Here is a 17,616-nt window from a genome sequence, read left to right on the forward strand (position 1 = left end):
CACGGTGAGGCGGGACGCGGGCGCAGGGGGAGACGCTGGGCAGCTCCGGCGGTGCCCGCGGTTGTCCTTCGAGCTTTGCACCGACGTCATGGTGCGTCCATACGTCGTACGTGACGCGGCGGGCGGGTGCCCCGCGGTTCGGCGGCAGCCTCGCTGGCTACGATGGGCGGGCCGGTGGTCGTAGGGGCCGCGCGGCCCACCGAACCTCGGGAAGGCCATGCTGAACAAGTACGCGCGTGCATTTTTTACGCGTGTCCTCACACCGTTCGCCGCGTTTCTGCTTCGGCGGGGCGTCAGCCCTGACGCGGTCACGCTCATCGGCACGGCCGGAGTGATGGCGGGAGCCCTGGTCTTCTTCCCCAGGGGAGAATTCTTCTGGGGCACGATCGTCATCACCCTCTTCGTCTTCTCCGACCTCGTCGACGGGAACATGGCCCGGCAGGCAGGGATCTCCAGCCGCTGGGGCGCGTTCCTCGACTCGACCCTCGACCGGGTCGCCGACGGCGCCATCTTCGGTGGCTTCGCGCTCTGGTACGCGGGTAGCGGCAACGACAACGTGATGTGCGCGGTCTCGATCTTCTGCCTGGCCAGCGGCCAGGTCGTCTCTTACACCAAGGCGCGAGGAGAATCGATCGGCCTGCCGGTCGCGGTCAACGGTCTGGTGGAGCGGGCCGAGCGGCTCGTGATCTCGCTGGTCGCCGCGGGCCTCGCCGGACTGCACGGCTTCGGCGTGCCGGGCATCGACGTCCTGCTGCCGATCGCGCTGTGGATCGTGGCGGTGGGCAGCGCGGTGACCCTCGGTCAGCGCGTGGTCACGGTACGACGGGAATCGGCGGAGGCCGACGCGGCCGCGGAAGCGTCCGGCGCGCGGGGGAACGAGGCGACGTCATGAGCGGGATGAAGGACCGGCTGACCGACACCCTGTACGGGCTCGGCTGGGCGACCGTGAAGCGGCTGCCGGAGCCGGTGGCGGCCGGGCTCGGACGGCGGATCGCCGACACCGCCTGGAAGCGGCGCGGCAAGAGCGTGCTGCGGCTCGAGTCCAACCTCGCGCGCGTGGCGCCCGATGCGGGCCCCGAGCGGCTCGCCGAGCTGTCGAAGGCCGGCATGCGCTCGTACATGCGGTACTGGATGGAGTCCTTCCGGCTGCCGACCTGGACCCGGGAGCGCGTCGGAGCCGGCGTCGACATCAAGGACGTCCACCTTCTGAAGGACGGTCTCGCCTCCGGCCGCGGAGTGATCCTCGCGCTGCCGCACCTGGCCAACTGGGACCTCGCGGGCGTGTGGGTGACCCGCTCGCTCGGTGTCCCGTTCACCACGGTCGCGGAGCGGCTCAAGCCGGAGACGCTGTACGACCGGTTCGTCTCCTACCGCGAGTCGCTGGGCATGGAGGTCCTCCCGCACTCCGGCGGCTCCGCCTTCGGGACGCTCGCCCGCCGGCTGCGCGACGGTGGCCTGATCTGTCTGGTCGCCGACCGTGATCTGTCCGCCTCCGGCACCGAGGTCACCTTCTTCGGGGAGACGGCGCGGATGCCGGCCGGGCCCGCGCTGCTCGCCCAGCAGACGGGCGCACTGCTGCTGCCGGTGACCCTCTGGTACGACGAGACCCCGGTCATGAAGGGGCGCGTGCATCCGCCCGTCGACGTACCCGAGTCAGGTACACGGGCCGAGAAGACGTCCGTGATGACACAGGCGCTGGCCGATGCCTTCGCCACCGGAATCGCGGACCACCCGGAGGACTGGCACATGCTGCAGCGACTGTGGCTGAAGGACCTGGAGGAGCGCGCGCCGCTCGGCGAGGAGCGACAGCCGTGAAGATCGGCATCGTCTGCCCCTACTCCTGGGACGTCCCCGGCGGCGTCCAGTTCCACATCCGCGACCTCGCCGATCACCTCATCAGGCTCGGGCACGAGGTCTCGGTGCTCGCCCCCGCCGACGACGAGACGCCGCTGCCCCCGTACGTCGTCTCGGCCGGCCGTGCCGTGCCGGTTCCGTACAACGGCTCGGTGGCCCGGCTGAACTTCGGCTTCCTGTCGGCGGCGCGCGTACGGCGCTGGCTGCACGACGGCACCTTCGACGTCATCCACATCCACGAGCCGGCCTCGCCCTCGCTGGGCCTGCTGAGCTGCTGGGCCGCGCAGGGGCCGATCGTCGCCACCTTCCACACGTCCAACCCGCGCTCGCGGGCGATGATCGCCGCCTACCCGATCCTGCAGCCCGCGCTGGAGAAGATCAGCGCGCGGATCGCGGTGAGCGAGTACGCGCGGCGGACCCTGGTCGAGCACCTCGGCGGCGACGCCGTCGTCATTCCCAACGGCGTCGACGTGGACTTCTTCGCGCGGGCCGAACCCAGGAAGGAGTGGCAGGGGCAGACCCTCGGCTTCATCGGACGCATCGACGAGCCGCGCAAGGGCCTGCCGGTCCTGATGAAGGCGCTGCCGAAGATCCTCGCGGAACGGCCCGAGACACGGCTCCTCGTGGCAGGGCGCGGCGACGAGGAGGAGGCGGTGGCCTCGCTGCCGCGCGAGATGCGGGAGCGCGTCGAGTTCCTCGGGATGGTCAGCGACGAGGACAAGGCGCGGCTGCTGCGCAGCGTCGATGTCTACGTGGCACCGAACACGGGCGGCGAGAGCTTCGGCATCATCCTGGTCGAGGCGCTGTCGGCGGGCGCGCCGGTCCTCGCCTCCGACCTGGACGCCTTCGCCCAGGTCCTGGACCAGGGCGCCGCGGGCGAACTCTTCGCCAACGAGGACGCGGACGCGCTGGCGGACGCGGCGATCCGGCTCCTCGGGGACGAGGTGCGGCGCAAGGAGCTGAGCAGGCGCGGCAGCGCGCATGTGCGGCGCTTCGACTGGTCGACGGTGGGCGCGGACATCCTCGCGGTCTACGAGACGGTGACGGACGGCGCGGCATCGGTGGCGACGGACGAACGCGTGGGCCTGCGGGCGCGGTTCGGCCTGGCGTCGCGGGACTGAGCCCCTGCCGTGGTGCACATCTGTTCCGCCACTGGCGGAACAGATGTGCACCACCCGCGGGGACGGCCCCCTTTCGGGCACGCTGGGCGCATGACCTCAACGACCGTTCAGATCCTGGACCTTGGTCACTTCGTCCGCCCCGCCGCCGAGTGGGGCGGCCCCCACGACCGCGTGGAGCCCGCACTCGCCTACCTCGTACGCCATGAGCACGGCACCCTCCTCTTCGACACCGGCATGGGGGAGGGCTCCCCGGAGGTGGATGCGCACTACCGGCCCACGCGGCATCCCCTCCCCGCCGCCGCGCGGGACGTCGACCTCGTCGTGAACTGCCACCTCCACTTCGACCACATCGGCGGCAACCCGCTCTTCCCCGACACCCCGATCCTGGTCCAGCGCAAGGAACTGGCCACCGCACGGGCCGGCGACTACACCCTCGACCGGCTGCTCGACGGCGTCCTGTACCAGGAGATCGACGGCGAGTACGAGATCGCTCCCGGGATCACGGTCGTACCCACACCGGGGCACACCGAGGGCCACCAGTCCCTGGTGCTCGACCACGGCGACCACATCACCGTCCTCGCGGGCCAGGCGTACGACGTCGCGGCCGAGTTCGGCGTCCCTCACCGCCCGTGGCTCGACCGGCTCGCCGAACTCGGCGACGGGCGGACGGCAAAGGTCCGTTTCGCCCACGACCGTGACCTGTGGGAAGGGGGCCTGCCGACGCGACGGTAGCCTTTGCGCCCGTGACCCAAACCCTGATCTGGACCGTCGTCGCACTGATCGCGATCGGCCTGTACCTCAGCTGGACCGCCGGCCGGCTCGACCGGCTGCACTCGCGGATCGACGCGGCTCGCGCCGCCCTCGACGCCCAGCTGTTGCGCCGCGCCTCGGTCGCCCAGGAGCTGGCCACGTCCGGAGTGCTCGACCCGGCCGCCTCGATCGTGCTCTACGAGGCGGCGCACGCCGCCCGGCAGGCCGAGGAGGACCAGCGCGAGGTCGCCGAGAGCGAGCTGAGCCAGGCGCTGCGAGCCGTGTTCGGCGAGCCGGAGCAGGTCGAGGCGGTACGGGAGGCCCCCGGCGGCGAGGAGGCCGCGGGCGAGCTCGCGGCGGCCGTCCGTCGCGTACCGATGGCACGGAGGTTCCACAACGACGCCGTACGCGCCGCACGGGCGCTGCGGCGCCACCGCACGGTGCGCTGGTTCCGGCTCGCAGGCCACGCACCGTTTCCGCTGGCCTTCGAAATGGACGACGAACCGCCCGTCGCCCTTGCCGATCGCCCGGCCTGACCCTTCCAGCCTGCGAAATCGACCAAAACGATCCACCGGCTGTGCATTGGCCCTTGCTGTGGACTGGTGGTGGCCTGTTTCCTCACTCTTGTCTCAACACCGCTTTCCCGAGTGAGGTCCCCGTGTCCACCACGCTTCCCAACAGCACCCAGTCTCCCGAGACCGGCACCGCGCGCGTCAAGCGCGGCATGGCCGAGCAGCTCAAGGGCGGCGTGATCATGGACGTGGTCAACGCCGAGCAGGCGAAGATCGCCGAGGACGCCGGCGCCGTGGCCGTCATGGCCCTGGAGCGGGTCCCCGCCGACATCCGCAAGGACGGCGGCGTCGCCCGTATGTCCGACCCGAACATGATCGAAGAGATCATCGGCGCGGTCTCCATCCCGGTCATGGCCAAGTCCCGGATCGGCCACTTCGTCGAGGCGCAGGTCCTGCAGTCCCTCGGTGTCGACTACATCGACGAGTCCGAGGTCCTGACCCCGGCCGACGAGATCAACCACTCCGACAAGTGGGCCTTCACCACCCCCTTCGTCTGTGGCGCCACCAACCTGGGCGAGGCCCTGCGCCGTATCGCCGAGGGCGCGGCCATGATCCGCTCCAAGGGCGAGGCCGGCACGGGCAATGTCGTCGAGGCCGTCCGCCACCTGCGCCAGATCAAGAACGAGATCGCCAAGCTGCGCGGTTACGACAACAACGAGCTGTTCGCCGCCGCCAAGGACCTGCGCGCCCCGTACGAGCTCGTCAAGGAGGTCGCCGAGCTCGGCAAGCTGCCGGTCGTGCTGTTCTCCGCCGGTGGTGTCGCCACCCCCGCCGACGCCGCGCTGATGCGCCAGCTCGGCGCCGAGGGCGTCTTCGTCGGCTCCGGCATCTTCAAGTCGGGCGACCCGGCCAAGCGTGCCGCCGCGATCGTGAAGGCCACCACCTTCTACGACGACCCGAAGATCATCGCGGACGCCTCCCGCAACCTGGGCGAGGCCATGGTCGGCATCAACTGCGACACCCTTCCCGAGTCCGAGCGCTACGCCAACCGCGGCTGGTAATCACCCATGAGCACACCCGTGATCGGTGTCCTGGCCCTCCAGGGCGACGTACGGGAGCACCTGATCGCCCTGGCCGCGGCTGACGCCGTGGCCAGGCCGGTCCGGCGCCCCGAGGAGCTCGCCGAGGTCGACGGCCTCGTCATACCCGGCGGCGAGTCCACCACCATCTCCAAGCTGGCCGAACTGTTCGGCCTGATGGAGCCGCTGCGCGAGCGCATCGCGGCCGGCCTGCCGGTCTACGGCACCTGCGCCGGCCTGATCATGCTGGCCGACAAGATCCTCGACCCGCGCTCGGGCCAGGAGACCTTCGGCGGCATCGACATGATCGTCCGCCGCAACGCGTTCGGACGCCAGAACGAGTCCTTCGAGGCGGGCGTCACCGTCACCGGGATCGAGGACGGACCGGTCGAGGGCGTCTTCATCCGCGCCCCGTGGGTCGAGTCCGTCGGCGCGGAGGTCGAGGTCCTCGCCGAGCACGAGGGCCACATCGTGGCCGTACGACAGGGCCGGGCCCTGGCGACCTCGTTCCACCCCGAACTCACCGGTGATCACCGCATCCACGCCCTGTTCGTCGACATGGTGCGCGACGCGCGGTGACGACGTCCCGGTAGGATCTCTGGGGTTCGTTCAGAAATGGGTTACGCGAAGGAGACAGGCAGATGTCCGGCCACTCTAAATGGGCTACGACGAAGCACAAGAAGGCCGTGATCGACGCCAAGCGCGGCAAGCTCTTCGCGAAGCTGATCAAGAACATCGAGGTCGCCGCCCGGACCGGCGGCGCCGACCTGGACGGTAACCCGACGCTGTTCGACGCCGTGCAGAAGGCGAAGAAGAGCTCGGTCCCGAACAAGAACATCGACTCGGCGATCAAGCGCGGCGGCGGCCTCGAGGCCGGCGGCGTCGACTACGAGACGATCATGTACGAGGGCTACGGCCCGAACGGTGTCGCCGTGCTCATCGAGTGCCTCACCGACAACCGCAACCGTGCCGCCTCCGACGTCCGCGTCGCCATGACCCGCAACGGCGGCTCGATGGCCGACCCCGGCTCGGTCTCGTACCTGTTCAACCGCAAGGGCGTCATCGTGCTGCCCAAGGGCGAGCTGACCGAGGACGACGTCCTCGGCGCCGTCCTCGACGCGGGTGCCGAAGAGGTCAACGACCTCGGCGAGAGCTTCGAGGTCATCAGCGAGGCCACCGACATGGTCGCCGTCCGTACCGCCCTCCAGGAGGCCGGTATCGACTACGACTCCGCCGACTCCAACTTCGTCCCGACCATGCAGGTCGAGCTGGACGAGGAGGGCGCGCGCAAGATCTTCAAGCTGATCGACGCGCTGGAGGACAGCGACGACGTGCAGAACGTCTTCGCCAACTTCGACGTCAGCGACGAGGTCATGGAGAAGGTCGACGCCTGATCCCGGTCTTTTCACGGCGGGCCGACGGGGACACACCCCCGTCGGCCCGCCGCCGTCTGTGCGGCGTTGTCAGTGGCAGCGGATAGCCTGCACAAACAGATTTACGAAGACGGTCCAGGGAGGGGCTTGAGGTGCGCGTGCTCGGGGTGGACCCGGGGCTGACCCGGTGCGGCGTCGGCGTCGTCGAAGGCGTCGCCGGGCGACCCCTGACCATGCTCGGCGTGGGCGTCGTGCGGACCGCCGCCGACGACGACATCGGCATACGGCTGGTCGGCATCGAGCGCGGCATCGAGGAGTGGCTCGACCGCTTCTCACCCGAACTGGTCGCCGTGGAGCGGGTGTTCAGCCAGCACAACGTGCGTACGGTCATGGGAACCGCCCAGGCCAGCGCCGTCGCCATGCTCTGCGCGTCCCGCCGCGGCATCCCCGTCGCCCTGCACACCCCCAGCGAGGTCAAGGCCGCCGTCACCGGCAGCGGACGCGCCGACAAGGCCCAGGTCGGAGCCATGGTGACCCGGCTGCTCCGGCTCTCCGCCCCGCCCAAGCCGGCAGACGCGGCGGACGCCCTCGCCCTGGCCATCTGTCACATCTGGCGGGCCCCGGCCCAGAACCGCCTCCAGCAGGCCGTGGCCGCCCATCACGCAACTCACGCCTCGAAAGGCCGACCCGCATGATCGCCTTCGTCAGCGGCCCGGTCGCCGCGCTCGCCCCCACCACCGCGGTCATCGAGGTCGGCGGGGTGGGCATGGCCGTCCAGTGCACGCCGAACACCATCGCCGAGCTGAGGATCGGTCAGGAAGCCCGGCTGGCAACGTCGTTGGTGGTCCGCGAGGACTCCCTGACGCTGTACGGCTTCGCCGACGACGACGAGCGCCAGGTCTTCGAGCTGCTCCAGACCGCGAGCGGTGTCGGCCCCCGCCTCGCCCAGGCCATGCTCGGCGTGCACAGCCCGGACGCGCTGCGCCTCGCGGTCTCCACCGGGGACGAGAAGGCGCTGACCGCGGTGCCCGGCATCGGCAAGAAGGGCGCACAGAAGCTCCTCCTCGAACTGAAGGACAAACTGGGCGCCCCGCTGGGCAGCAGCGGCCTGGTGGGCGCCCAGCGCGCGGCGGCGTCCGGCCCGGCGCCGTGGACGGAGCAGCTCTCCGCCGCCCTCATCGGCCTCGGCTACGCGTCGCGCGAGGCGGAGGAAGCGGTCTCCGCGGTGACCCCGCAGGCCGAGGCGGCGATCGCCGCGGGCGGCACGGCCCCGGTCCCGCAGCTGTTGCGCGCCGCCCTCCAGACCCTGAACCGAGCCAGATAGCCCTGCGGGGCTCGGCCTCCACCCCGCCCCTTCCCGAAACCGGGGGCAAGCCCCCGGCCCCGTACGGCCTTCGGCCGTGTCCTCAAGCGCCGGACGGCTGAAGTTCCGCCCTCTGGGCGGAGAATTCAGCCCCGCCGGCGTTTGAGGCGCGGGGTCTGGGGCGGAGCCCCGGTTCGGGAAGGGGCGGGGTGGGGAAAGAGCCCCGCGCAGCGGCCCCCGCCCCGCAGACACGTACCGCACCACCACCACGAAGGCAGAGACCGTGAACTGGGACGACGAGACCACCGGAGACGACGACACCCGCATCGTCACCGCCTCCGCCGAAGGTGACGACCAGGCCGTCGAGGCGGCGCTGCGTCCCAAGGACCTCAGTGAGTTCGTCGGCCAGGAGAAGGTCCGCCAGCAGCTCGACCTGGTCCTCAAGGCCGCCCGCCAGCGCGGCGCCACCGCCGACCACGTCCTGCTCTCCGGCGCCCCCGGCCTCGGCAAGACCACCCTCTCGATGATCATCGCGGCCGAGATGAACGCCCCGATCCGGATCACCTCCGGCCCCGCCATCCAGCACGCCGGCGACCTGGCCGCGATCCTCTCCTCCCTCCAGGAGGGAGAGATCCTCTTCCTCGACGAGATCCACCGCATGTCCCGCCCCGCCGAGGAGATGCTCTACATGGCGATGGAGGACTTCCGCGTCGACGTGATCGTCGGCAAGGGGCCCGGCGCCACCGCCATCCCCCTGGAGCTGCCGCCCTTCACCCTCGTCGGCGCCACCACCCGGGCCGGGCTCCTGCCGCCCCCGCTCCGGGACCGCTTCGGCTTCACCGGCCACATGGAGTTCTACGACCCCGCCGAGCTGGAGCGCGTCATCCACCGCTCCGCCGGACTCCTCGACGTCGAGATCGACACCGCCGGAGCCGCCGAGATCGCCGGCCGCTCCCGCGGCACCCCCCGCATCGCCAACCGCCTGCTCCGCCGCGTCCGCGACTACGCCCAGGTCAGGGCCGACGGCGTGATCAACCGCGAGATCGCCGCCGCCGCGCTCGGCGTCTACGAAGTGGACAGCCGCGGCCTCGACCGGCTCGACCGGGCCGTCCTGGAGGCCCTGCTCAAGCTCTTCGGCGGCGGACCGGTCGGTCTGTCGACCCTCGCGGTGGCCGTGGGGGAGGAGCGGGAGACCGTCGAGGAGGTCGCCGAACCCTTCCTCGTACGAGAAGGACTCCTGGCGCGCACACCCCGTGGTCGCGTCGCCACTCCGGCGGCATGGACACACCTCGGACTCGTTCCGCCGCAGGCAGCGGCCCCGGGCGCGCCAGGAAGCGGACAACAGGGGCTCTTCGGGGCGTGACGGCGCGGTGACGGCGCGGAGACTCGTCGGACGAGGAACGAGGGTGCGATGCTGGACGTTGTTCCAACGATGCGGACTCGCCTAGACTCCGCCGATGCCGACCTTTCTGGCCGGCACGCCCACCCCCGAAGATCAGGCCGCGGGTTCTCCGCGTCCGTGCGAAGGAAACCCGTCCCGTGAGTATCGTGACCCTCCTCCCCTTCATCGTCCTCATCGGGGCCATGTTCCTGATGACCCGCTCTGCGAAGAAGAAGCAGCAGGCGGCCGCGCAGATGCGCGACGAGATGCAGCCCGGCACCGGCGTACGCACGATCGGGGGGATGTACGCCACCGTCAAGGAAATCGGCGACGAGACCGTCCTCCTCGAGGTCGCTCCCGGCGTGCACGCCGTCTACGCGAAGAACGCCATCGGCGCGGTTCTCGCGGACGACGAGTACAACCGCATCGTCCACGGTGACGAGCCGGACGCCGAGACCGTCGTCCCGGACGACGCCTCCTCCCTGACCGAGACGGCCGACGCCGTCGCGGCGGACGAGGTCGTCGAGGACACCAAGCCCGACCTGACCAAGAAGGCCGAGGCCGTCGAGGCCGACGCCGAGGTCAAGAAGGACGGCAAGGGCGACAGCGGGGCCGAGGCGAAGTAGTCGCGACCGGGGACCGCGGGGACGCCCACAGGCGCCCGCGGTCCCCGGCACGGTTCCACGTCTGCGGGGGCAGGTCCCCACACACACTTCGTGGCCGCACCGCGCACACCCGGCGCGGGACGGTTGGACAGGGAGAAACGACAAGGTGGCAGCACCGAAGAAGGGCCGAAGGCCGGCGGGGGGCCCGGGGGGCCAGAGCAGGCCGGGGCGTGCCCTGGCTCTGATCCTGATCGCGATGGTCGCGCTGACGGGCGGAATGTTCTGGTCGGGTCACACCACGCCGCGGCTTGGCATCGACCTCGCCGGTGGTACGTCGATCACGCTGAAGGCGAAGGCCGAGCCCGGCCAGGAAGACGCCGTCAACGAGACCAACATGAACACCGCGGTCGGCATCATCGAGCGCCGTGTCAACGGTCTGGGTGTTTCCGAGGCCGAGGTCCAGACGCAGGGCCGCGAGAACATCATCGTCAACATCCCCCGGGGTGTGAACGAGAAGCAGGCCCGTGAGCAGGTCGGCACCACCGCCCAGCTCTACTTCCGGCCCGTCCTGACCTACGCGCCCTCCGAGCAGCCGGCGCCCAGCGCCAGCTCCTCCACGTCGCCGAAGCCCTCGGCGTCCGGTGCGAGCGCGGACAAGGGCAAGGACGAGCCGACCGCCACCCCGTCGTCGAGCGCCTCCACCCAGGGCCGCGCGGTCTCCGAGGCCCTGAAGGCCCCGACGCCGACGCCCACCGGCTCGGCCACGCCGAAGGGCTCCGAGACCCCGAAGGGCTCCGAGACCCCGAAGCCCTCCGGCACCCCGAGCGCGGACCCCGCGGCCTCGGCGCTCGAGCAGAAGTTCGCCGCCCTGAACTGCCTCGACCCCAAGCAGCGCGCTGCCGCCGGTCAGGGCGTCAAGGCGTCCGACTCCACCGTCGCCTGCGGCAAGAACGCCGTCGGCCAGTGGGAGAAGTACCTCCTCGGCCCGGCCGCGGTGGACGGCCAGGACGTCGACGACGCCAAGGGCGAGTTCGACCAGACGCGTGGCATGTGGATCGTGAACATGGAGTTCACGAGTGCCGGTGCCAAGAAGTTCTCGCAGATCACCAGCCAGCTCTCGCAGCAGCAGGCGCCGCAGAACCAGTTCGCGATCGTCCTGGACGGCGAGGTCGTCTCGGCCCCGTCCGTGCGGACGACGCTGAGCGCCAACGCGGAGATCTCCGGCAGCTTCAACCAGCAGTCCGCCCAGGACCTCGGCAACATCCTGTCCTACGGCGCCCTGCCGCTCACCTTCGACACCCAGAGCGTCGACACCGTCACCGCCGCCCTCGGCGGCGAGCAGCTGGAGGCCGGTCTGATCGCCGGCGCCATCGGCCTCGCTCTCGTCGTGCTCTACCTGGTGATCTACTACCGCGGCCTGTCGCTGATCGCGCTGCTCAGCCTGGGGGCCTCGGCCCTCCTGACGTACGTGATCATGGCCCTGCTCGGCCCGGCCATCGGCTTCGCGCTGAACCTGCCGGCCGTCTGCGGTGCCATCGTCGCCATCGGTATCACCGCGGACTCGTTCATCGTCTACTTCGAACGCATCCGCGACGAGGTCCGCGAGGGCCGGACGCTGCGTCCGGCCGTCGAGCGCGCCTGGCCGCGTGCCCGGCGCACGATCCTCGTCTCCGACTTCGTGTCGTTCCTCGCCGCCGCGGTGCTCTTCGTCGTCACCGTCGGCAAGGTCCAGGGCTTCGCGTTCACCCTCGGTCTGACCACCCTGCTCGACGTGGTCGTGGTGTTCCTCTTCACCAAGCCGCTGATGACGCTTCTCGCGCGTACCAAGTTCTTCGGCGAGGGCCACGCCTGGTCCGGCCTCGACCCGAAGCGCCTGGGCGCCAAGCCGCCGCTGCGCCGCTCCCGTCGTGTCACCGCCTCTGCCGCTGGCCCTGTCGATTCCCCGAAGGAGGCGTGAGATGGCGAAGAAGCGCGACAGTCTCGGCGCCCGGCTCAACCGCGGTGAGGTCGCCTACGACTTCATCGGGAACCGCAAGATCTGGTACGGCCTGTCCATCCTGATCACCATCACGGCGATCGTGGCCCTGGCCGTGCGTGGCCTGAACATGGGCATCGAGTTCCAGGGCGGTGCCGTCTTCACCACCCCGAAGTCCGAGGTCTCGGTCTCCCAGGCGCAGGAGTACGCCGAAGAGGCCTCCGGTCACGACGCGGTCGTCCAGAAGCTCGGCAGCGGCGCGCTGCGCATCCAGGTCGGCGGCCTCGACACCGAGAAGTCCGACCAGGTCCGCGCCGAGCTGGCCAAGGACCTCGGCATCGCCGAGAACAAGATCGCGGCGGAGCTGGTCGGTCCGAGCTGGGGTGAGCAGATCGCCACCAAGGCATGGACCGGTCTCGCGGTCTTCATGATCCTCGTGGTGATCTATCTGGCCATCGCCTTCGAATGGAGAATGGCGGTAGCGGCGCTCATCGCCCTGATCCACGACCTGACCATCACCGTCGGCATCTACTCGCTCGTCGGCTTCGAGGTCACGGTCGGTACGGTCATCGGTCTGCTGACGATCCTCGGCTATTCGCTGTACGACACCGTGGTCGTCTTCGACTCCCTCAAGGAGGGAACGAAGGACATCACCAAGCAGACCCGGTTCACGTACAGCGACATGGCCAACCGGTCGATCAACGGCACCCTGGTCCGATCGATCAACACCACCGTCGTGGCCCTGCTGCCGGTGGCCGGTCTGCTCTTCATCGGCGGCGGTGTCCTCGGCGCGGGCATGCTGAACGACATCTCGCTGTCGCTGTTCGTCGGCCTCGCCGCCGGTGCGTACTCCTCGATCTTCATCGCCACCCCGCTCGTCGCCGACCTCAAGGAGCGCGAGCCGGCGATCAAGGCGCTCAAGAAGAGGGTGCTCGCCAAGCGCGCGTCCGCGGCCGCCAAGGGCGAGTCCCTGGACGGTCAGGACGAGGACGCGGACGACTTCCACGACGAGGCGGAGACCACCGTCGTCGGCCAGCGCGGCCGTCGCGGCCGCCCGTCGGAGAACCGCGGATGACCGCCGAGGCACAGGACACCACGGCCCTGCTCCTCAGCCGGATCCGGGACGTCCCCGACTACCCGAAGCCGGGCGTGCTGTTCAAGGACATCACCCCGCTGCTCGCGGACCCGGAGGCGTTCACGGCGCTGACCGACACCCTCGCCGCGCTGTGCGTCACGCACGGCGCGACGAAGATCGTCGGCCTCGAGGCGCGCGGCTTCATCCTCGCCGCACCGGTCGCCGTCCGCGCGGGCCTGGGCTTCGTCCCGGTCCGCAAGGCCGGCAAGCTGCCCGGCGCGACGCTGAAGCAGGCGTACGAGCTGGAGTACGGCACCGCCGAGATCGAGGTGCACGCCGAGGACCTGGCCGCGGGCGACCGCGTCATGGTCATCGACGACGTCCTCGCCACCGGCGGCACCGCCGAGGCCTCCATCGAGCTCATCCGGCGAGCCGGCGCAGAGGTCGCGGGCGTCGCGGTCCTCATGGAGCTCGGCTTCCTGCCCGGGCGTGCCCGCCTGGAGCCCGCCCTGCGCGGCGCCCCGCTGGAGGCGCTGATCACGGTCTGACACCGCACGCGCGCGTGAGGTGAGGGGCGCCCCGGGAATCCCCGGGGCGCCCCTGCCGTTCTCCCGGTATGCCCCGGAACATGCGCCGCCCGCGCGTGGCGCCCGTCTCACCACCCGCACGCGTGAGCACAGCGGCTCCGGGGTCGATACCATGGCCTTTCCGGGCCTGACCGGGGGACCCGGTACCTCCCCCAGACTCCGTCCGGGGGGACGCCCAAGGAGCGCTCTTGCCAGACGAGGCCCAGCCACTCTCCGCCGCGCAGCCTGACCCGCAGGCCGACAAGGCCCTTGCGGCGGAGCCCGCGACGCCCCAGAACAAGCCCGCGGAGAGCAAGCCCACGCCCGTGGCCCCCTCACCGGCCCCGGCGGCCTCGACGCCCAAGCCCGCGCCCGCCCCCGCGTCCCGTTCCGGCGGCTCGTCCAACCGCGTGCGCGCCCGGCTCGCCCGTCTCGGCGTCCAGCGCTCCTCCCCGTACAACCCGGTCCTCGAGCCGCTGCTGCGGATCGTCCGCTCCAACGACCCGAAGATCGAGACGGCGACGCTCCGCCAGGTCGAGCGCGCCTACCAGGTCGCCGAGCGCTGGCACCGCGGCCAGAAGCGCAAGAGCGGCGACCCGTACATCACGCACCCGCTCGCCGTGACCACGATCCTCGCCGAGCTCGGCATGGACCCGGCCACGCTCATGGCCGGTCTGCTGCACGACACGGTCGAGGACACCGAGTACGGCCTGGACACCCTGCGCCGCGACTTCGGCGACCAGGTCGCCCTCCTCGTCGACGGCGTCACCAAGCTCGACAAGGTCAAGTTCGGCGAGGCCGCGCAGGCCGAGACCGTCCGCAAGATGGTCGTCGCCATGGCCAAGGACCCGCGCGTCCTGGTCATCAAGCTCGCCGACCGCCTGCACAACATGCGCACCATGCGCTATCTCAAGCGGGAGAAGCAGGAGAAGAAGGCCCGCGAGACCCTGGAGATCTACGCGCCGCTCGCCCACCGCCTGGGCATGAACACCATCAAGTGGGAGCTGGAGGACCTCGCCTTCGCGATCCTCTACCCCAAGATGTACGACGAGATCGTCCGGCTCGTCGCCGAGCGTGCCCCCAAGCGCGACGAGTACCTCGCCATAGTGACCGACGAGGTCCAGTCCGACCTGCGCGCCGCCCGTATCAAGGCAACCGTCACCGGCCGGCCGAAGCACTACTACAGCGTCTACCAGAAGATGATCGTCCGCGGCCGTGACTTCGCGGAGATCTACGACCTGGTCGGCATCCGCGTCCTCGTGGACACCGTCCGCGACTGCTACGCGGCCCTCGGCACCGTCCACGCGCGATGGAACCCGGTCCCCGGCCGGTTCAAGGACTACATCGCGATGCCGAAGTTCAACATGTACCAGTCGCTGCACACCACGGTCATCGGCCCCAACGGCAAGCCCGTCGAGCTCCAGATCCGTACGTTCGACATGCACCGCCGCGCCGAGTACGGCATCGCCGCGCACTGGAAGTACAAGCAGGAGGCCGTCGCCGGAGCCTCCAAGGTGCGCACCGACGTACCGAAGAGCGTCGGCAAGGACGACCACCTCAACGACATGGCGTGGCTGCGCCAGCTGCTCGACTGGCAGAAGGAGACCGAGGACCCCGGAGAGTTCCTGGAGTCCCTGCGCTTCGACCTCTCGCGCAACGAGGTCTTCGTCTTCACCCCCAAGGGCGACGTCATAGCGCTGCCCGCCGGGGCCACCCCCGTCGACTTCTCGTACGCCGTGCACACCGAGGTCGGTCACCGCACCATAGGGGCGCGGGTCAACGGGCGGCTCGTGCCGCTGGAGTCGACCCTCGACAACGGCGACCTGGTCGAGGTCTTCACCTCCAAGGCCGCAGGCGCCGGCCCGTCCCGCGACTGGCTGGGCTTCGTCAAGTCCCCGCGCGCCCGCAACAAGATCCGGGCCTGGTTCTCCAAGGAGCGCCGCGACGAGGCGATCGAGCAGGGCAAGGACGCCATCGCGCGGGCCATGCGCAAGCAGAACCTGCCGATCCAGCGGATCCTGACCGGCGACTCGCTCGTCACGCTCGCCCACGAGATGCGCTACAGCGACATCTCCTCGCTGTACGCGGCGATCGGCGAGGGTCATGTCACGGCCCAGTCCATCGTCCAGAAGCTCGTCCAGGCGCTCGGCGGCGAGGAGGCCGCCAACGAGGACATCGCCGAGACGGCCCCGCCCACGCGCGGCCGCTCCAAGCGCCGCTCCAGCGCCGACCCCGGTGTCGTCGTCAAGGGCGTCGAGGACGTCTGGGTCAAGCTGGCCCGCTGCTGCACCCCCGTGCCCGGCGACCCGATCATCGGCTTCGTCACCCGCGGCAGCGGCGTCTCCGTGCACCGCAGCGACTGCGTCAACGTCGACTCGCTCTCGCGCGAGCCGGAGCGCATCCTCGAGGTCGAATGGGCGCCCACCCAGTCCTCGGTCTTCCTGGTCGCCATCCAGGTCGAAGCCCTCGACCGCTCCCGACTGCTCTCGGACGTCACCCGCGTCCTGTCGGACCAGCACGTCAACATCCTGTCGGCGGCCGTCCAGACCTCCCGCGACCGGGTGGCCACCTCGCGCTTCACCTTCGAGATGGGCGACCCTAAGCACCTCGGCCACGTCCTGAAGGCCGTCCGCGGTGTGGAGGGCGTCTACGACGTCTACCGGGTCACCTCGGCACGGCGGCCGTAACCGCCCGTACGTACGAGAAGGGCCCCGGTACCTCGCACAGGTACCGGGGCCCTTCTCGTACGTACGCGGGATCAGCCGCCGAACTCCTGCAGGCCCTTCAGCGCCTGGTCGAGGAGAGCCTGGCGGCCCTCCAGCTCACGCGCCAGCTTGTCGGCCTTGGCGTCGTTGCCCGCCGCGCGGGCCGCGTCGATCTGCTTCTGGAGCTTGTCGACGGCGTCCTGCAGCTGGCCCGTCAGACCCGCGGCACGCGCGCGTGCCTCCGGGTTCGTCCGGCGCCACTCCGACTCCTCGGACTCCTGGAGCGCACGCTCGACCGCGTGCATCCGGCCCTCGACCTTCGGCCGGGCGTCGCGCGGCACATGGCCGATGGCCTCCCAGCGCTCGTTGATGGAGCGGAAGGCCGCGCGCGCCGCCTTCAGATCCGTCACCGGCACCAGCTTCTCGGCCTCGGTCGCGAGCTCCTCCTTCAGCTTGAGGTTCTCGGTCTGCTCCGCGTCCCGCTCGGCGAAGACCTCACCGCGCGCCGCGAAGAAGACGTCCTGGGCGCCGCGGAAGCGGTTCCACAGGTCGTCCTCGTGCTCGCGCTGCGCCCGGCCCACGGCCTTCCACTCCGCCATCAGGTCGCGGTAGCGGGCGGCCGTGCCACCCCAGTCCGTGGAGTTCGACAGCGACTCGGCCTCGGCGACCAGCTTCTCCTTGGCCTTGCGGGCCTCCTCGCGCTGCGCGTCCAGCGAGGCGAAGTGCGCCTTGCGGCGCTTGGAGAACGCCGAGCGGGCGTGCGAGAAGCGGTGCCACAGCTCGTCGTCGGACTTCCGGTCGAGCCGCGGCAGGCCCTTCCAGGTGTCCACGAGCGCGCGCAGCCGCTCGCCGGCCGCCCGCCACTGCTCGCTCTGCGCCAGCTCCTCGGCCTCCTTGACCAGCGCCTCCTTGGCGCCGCGCGCCTCGTCGGCCTGCTTGGCCTTCTGGACCTTGCGCTCCTCGCGGCGCGACTCGACCGTCTCGACCAGCTTGTCGAGGCGAGCGGTCAGCGCGGCGAGGTCACCCACGGCGTGATGCTCGTCGACCTGGTGCCGGATGTGGTCGATCGCGGCCGTGGCGTCCTTCGCCGAGAGGTCGGTGGTCTTCACCCTCTTCTCGAGGAGGCCGATCTCGACAACCAAGCCCTCGTACTTGCGCTCGAAGTAGGCCAGTGCCTCCTCGGGAGTGCCGGCCTGCCACGATCCGACGACCTTCTCGCCCTCGGCTGTACGCACGTACACGGTGCCCGTCTCGTCGACGCGGCCCCACGGGTCGCTGCTCACAGCGCCTCCTCCACATGATGCCGACGAGGGGGTT

Annotated in this window: 17 protein-coding genes; 16 read left to right on the forward strand and 1 reads right to left on the reverse strand. The window is 70.5% G+C overall.

What is annotated here, in order from left to right; genetic code table 11:
- Positions 1-217: 217 nt before the first annotated feature.
- From pgsA to ACFY8U_RS29500, 16 genes are all read left to right on the forward strand, one after another.
- Positions 218-892, forward strand: coding sequence for a phosphatidylinositol phosphate synthase (gene pgsA / locus ACFY8U_RS29425; RefSeq protein WP_389575322.1), 675 nt, complete (start codon positions 218-220; stop codon positions 890-892).
- Positions 889-1,815 (forward strand): phosphatidylinositol mannoside acyltransferase, encoded by a 927-nt coding sequence (locus ACFY8U_RS29430; RefSeq protein WP_389575323.1) that lies wholly within the window; start codon positions 889-891, stop codon positions 1,813-1,815. The genes pgsA and ACFY8U_RS29430 overlap by 4 nt, the downstream gene beginning before the upstream one ends.
- Entirely contained in the window at positions 1,812-2,975 is a 1,164-nt protein-coding gene (locus tag ACFY8U_RS29435; protein ID WP_389575324.1) for a glycosyltransferase family 4 protein, read from the forward strand. Before ACFY8U_RS29430 ends, ACFY8U_RS29435 begins: the two co-directional genes overlap by 4 nt.
- Before the next feature lie 90 nt (positions 2,976-3,065).
- The gene (locus ACFY8U_RS29440; RefSeq protein WP_389575325.1) at positions 3,066-3,707 is read left to right on the forward strand and encodes an MBL fold metallo-hydrolase; all 642 of its coding nucleotides are present in this window, start codon (positions 3,066-3,068) and stop codon (positions 3,705-3,707) included.
- Positions 3,708-3,718: 11 nt separating this feature from the next.
- A complete protein-coding gene (locus ACFY8U_RS29445) occupies positions 3,719-4,261 on the forward strand; it encodes a hypothetical protein (RefSeq protein WP_361438783.1) in 543 nt (180 codons plus the stop codon).
- A gap of 188 nt (positions 4,262-4,449) precedes the next feature.
- A complete protein-coding gene (pdxS, locus tag ACFY8U_RS29450) occupies positions 4,450-5,298 on the forward strand; it encodes a pyridoxal 5'-phosphate synthase lyase subunit PdxS (protein WP_389575419.1) in 849 nt (282 codons plus the stop codon).
- A gap of 6 nt (positions 5,299-5,304) precedes the next feature.
- A complete protein-coding gene (gene pdxT, locus ACFY8U_RS29455; protein WP_361438779.1) occupies positions 5,305-5,895 on the forward strand; it encodes a pyridoxal 5'-phosphate synthase glutaminase subunit PdxT in 591 nt (196 codons plus the stop codon).
- A 62-nt stretch (positions 5,896-5,957) separates the two neighbouring features.
- Positions 5,958-6,710, forward strand: a complete 753-nt coding sequence (locus tag ACFY8U_RS29460; protein ID WP_158985482.1) for a YebC/PmpR family DNA-binding transcriptional regulator — start codon at positions 5,958-5,960, stop codon at positions 6,708-6,710.
- Positions 6,711-6,841: 131 nt separating this feature from the next.
- Positions 6,842-7,384, forward strand: coding sequence for a crossover junction endodeoxyribonuclease RuvC (ruvC, locus tag ACFY8U_RS29465; protein ID WP_389575326.1), 543 nt, complete (start codon positions 6,842-6,844; stop codon positions 7,382-7,384).
- Positions 7,381-8,013 carry a Holliday junction branch migration protein RuvA gene (gene ruvA / locus ACFY8U_RS29470; RefSeq protein WP_389575327.1) on the forward strand — a complete coding sequence of 211 codons (633 nt, stop codon included), beginning with the start codon at positions 7,381-7,383 and terminating at the stop codon, positions 8,011-8,013. The genes ruvC and ruvA overlap by 4 nt, the downstream gene beginning before the upstream one ends.
- Before the next feature lie 262 nt (positions 8,014-8,275).
- Complete coding sequence (ruvB, locus tag ACFY8U_RS29475; RefSeq protein WP_389575328.1) at positions 8,276-9,355, forward strand: Holliday junction branch migration DNA helicase RuvB; 1,080 nt, start codon at positions 8,276-8,278, stop codon at positions 9,353-9,355.
- 176 nt (positions 9,356-9,531) lie between these two features.
- A complete protein-coding gene (yajC, locus tag ACFY8U_RS29480; RefSeq protein ID WP_361438771.1) occupies positions 9,532-9,999 on the forward strand; it encodes a preprotein translocase subunit YajC in 468 nt (155 codons plus the stop codon).
- Positions 10,000-10,144: 145 nt separating this feature from the next.
- A complete protein-coding gene (secD, locus tag ACFY8U_RS29485; protein WP_389575329.1) occupies positions 10,145-11,935 on the forward strand; it encodes a protein translocase subunit SecD in 1,791 nt (596 codons plus the stop codon).
- Between the two features lies 1 nt (position 11,936).
- Positions 11,937-13,028, forward strand: coding sequence for a protein translocase subunit SecF (gene secF / locus ACFY8U_RS29490; protein WP_361609294.1), 1,092 nt, complete (start codon positions 11,937-11,939; stop codon positions 13,026-13,028).
- The gene (locus tag ACFY8U_RS29495; RefSeq protein WP_389575330.1) at positions 13,025-13,576 is read left to right on the forward strand and encodes an adenine phosphoribosyltransferase; all 552 of its coding nucleotides are present in this window, start codon (positions 13,025-13,027) and stop codon (positions 13,574-13,576) included. Before secF ends, ACFY8U_RS29495 begins: the two co-directional genes overlap by 4 nt.
- A gap of 227 nt (positions 13,577-13,803) precedes the next feature.
- On the forward strand, positions 13,804-16,281 hold the full coding sequence (locus ACFY8U_RS29500; RefSeq protein WP_389575331.1) for a RelA/SpoT family protein: 2,478 nt from the start codon (positions 13,804-13,806) through the stop codon (positions 16,279-16,281).
- A 71-nt stretch (positions 16,282-16,352) separates the two neighbouring features.
- Here the strand turns inward: ACFY8U_RS29500 and ACFY8U_RS29505 are convergent, their stop codons facing one another.
- The gene (locus tag ACFY8U_RS29505) at positions 16,353-17,582 is read right to left on the reverse strand and encodes a DUF349 domain-containing protein (RefSeq protein WP_361438761.1); all 1,230 of its coding nucleotides are present in this window, start codon (positions 17,580-17,582) and stop codon (positions 16,353-16,355) included.
- Positions 17,583-17,616: the final 34 nt, after the last annotated feature.

This window comes from Streptomyces sp. NPDC012508, from assembly GCF_042902595.1.
In the GTDB taxonomy this organism is placed as follows: domain Bacteria; phylum Actinomycetota; class Actinomycetes; order Streptomycetales; family Streptomycetaceae; genus Streptomyces.

Excerpts from the sequence above, each read along its gene's own strand:
- pgsA (WP_389575322.1), top strand. The coding sequence starts at position 218 with ATGCTGAACAAGTACGCGCGTGCATTTTTTACGCGTGTCCTCACACCG.
- ACFY8U_RS29430 (WP_389575323.1), top strand. The coding sequence starts at position 889 with ATGAGCGGGATGAAGGACCGGCTGACCGACACCCTGTACGGGCTCGGC.
- ACFY8U_RS29440 (WP_389575325.1), top strand. The coding sequence starts at position 3,066 with ATGACCTCAACGACCGTTCAGATCCTGGACCTTGGTCACTTCGTCCGC.
- pdxS (WP_389575419.1), top strand. The coding sequence starts at position 4,450 with ATGGCCGAGCAGCTCAAGGGCGGCGTGATCATGGACGTGGTCAACGCC.
- pdxT (WP_361438779.1), top strand. The coding sequence starts at position 5,305 with ATGAGCACACCCGTGATCGGTGTCCTGGCCCTCCAGGGCGACGTACGG.
- ACFY8U_RS29460 (WP_158985482.1), top strand. The coding sequence starts at position 5,958 with ATGTCCGGCCACTCTAAATGGGCTACGACGAAGCACAAGAAGGCCGTG.
- ruvA (WP_389575327.1), top strand. The coding sequence starts at position 7,381 with ATGATCGCCTTCGTCAGCGGCCCGGTCGCCGCGCTCGCCCCCACCACC.
- secF (WP_361609294.1), top strand. The coding sequence starts at position 11,937 with ATGGCGAAGAAGCGCGACAGTCTCGGCGCCCGGCTCAACCGCGGTGAG.
- ACFY8U_RS29495 (WP_389575330.1), top strand. The coding sequence starts at position 13,025 with ATGACCGCCGAGGCACAGGACACCACGGCCCTGCTCCTCAGCCGGATC.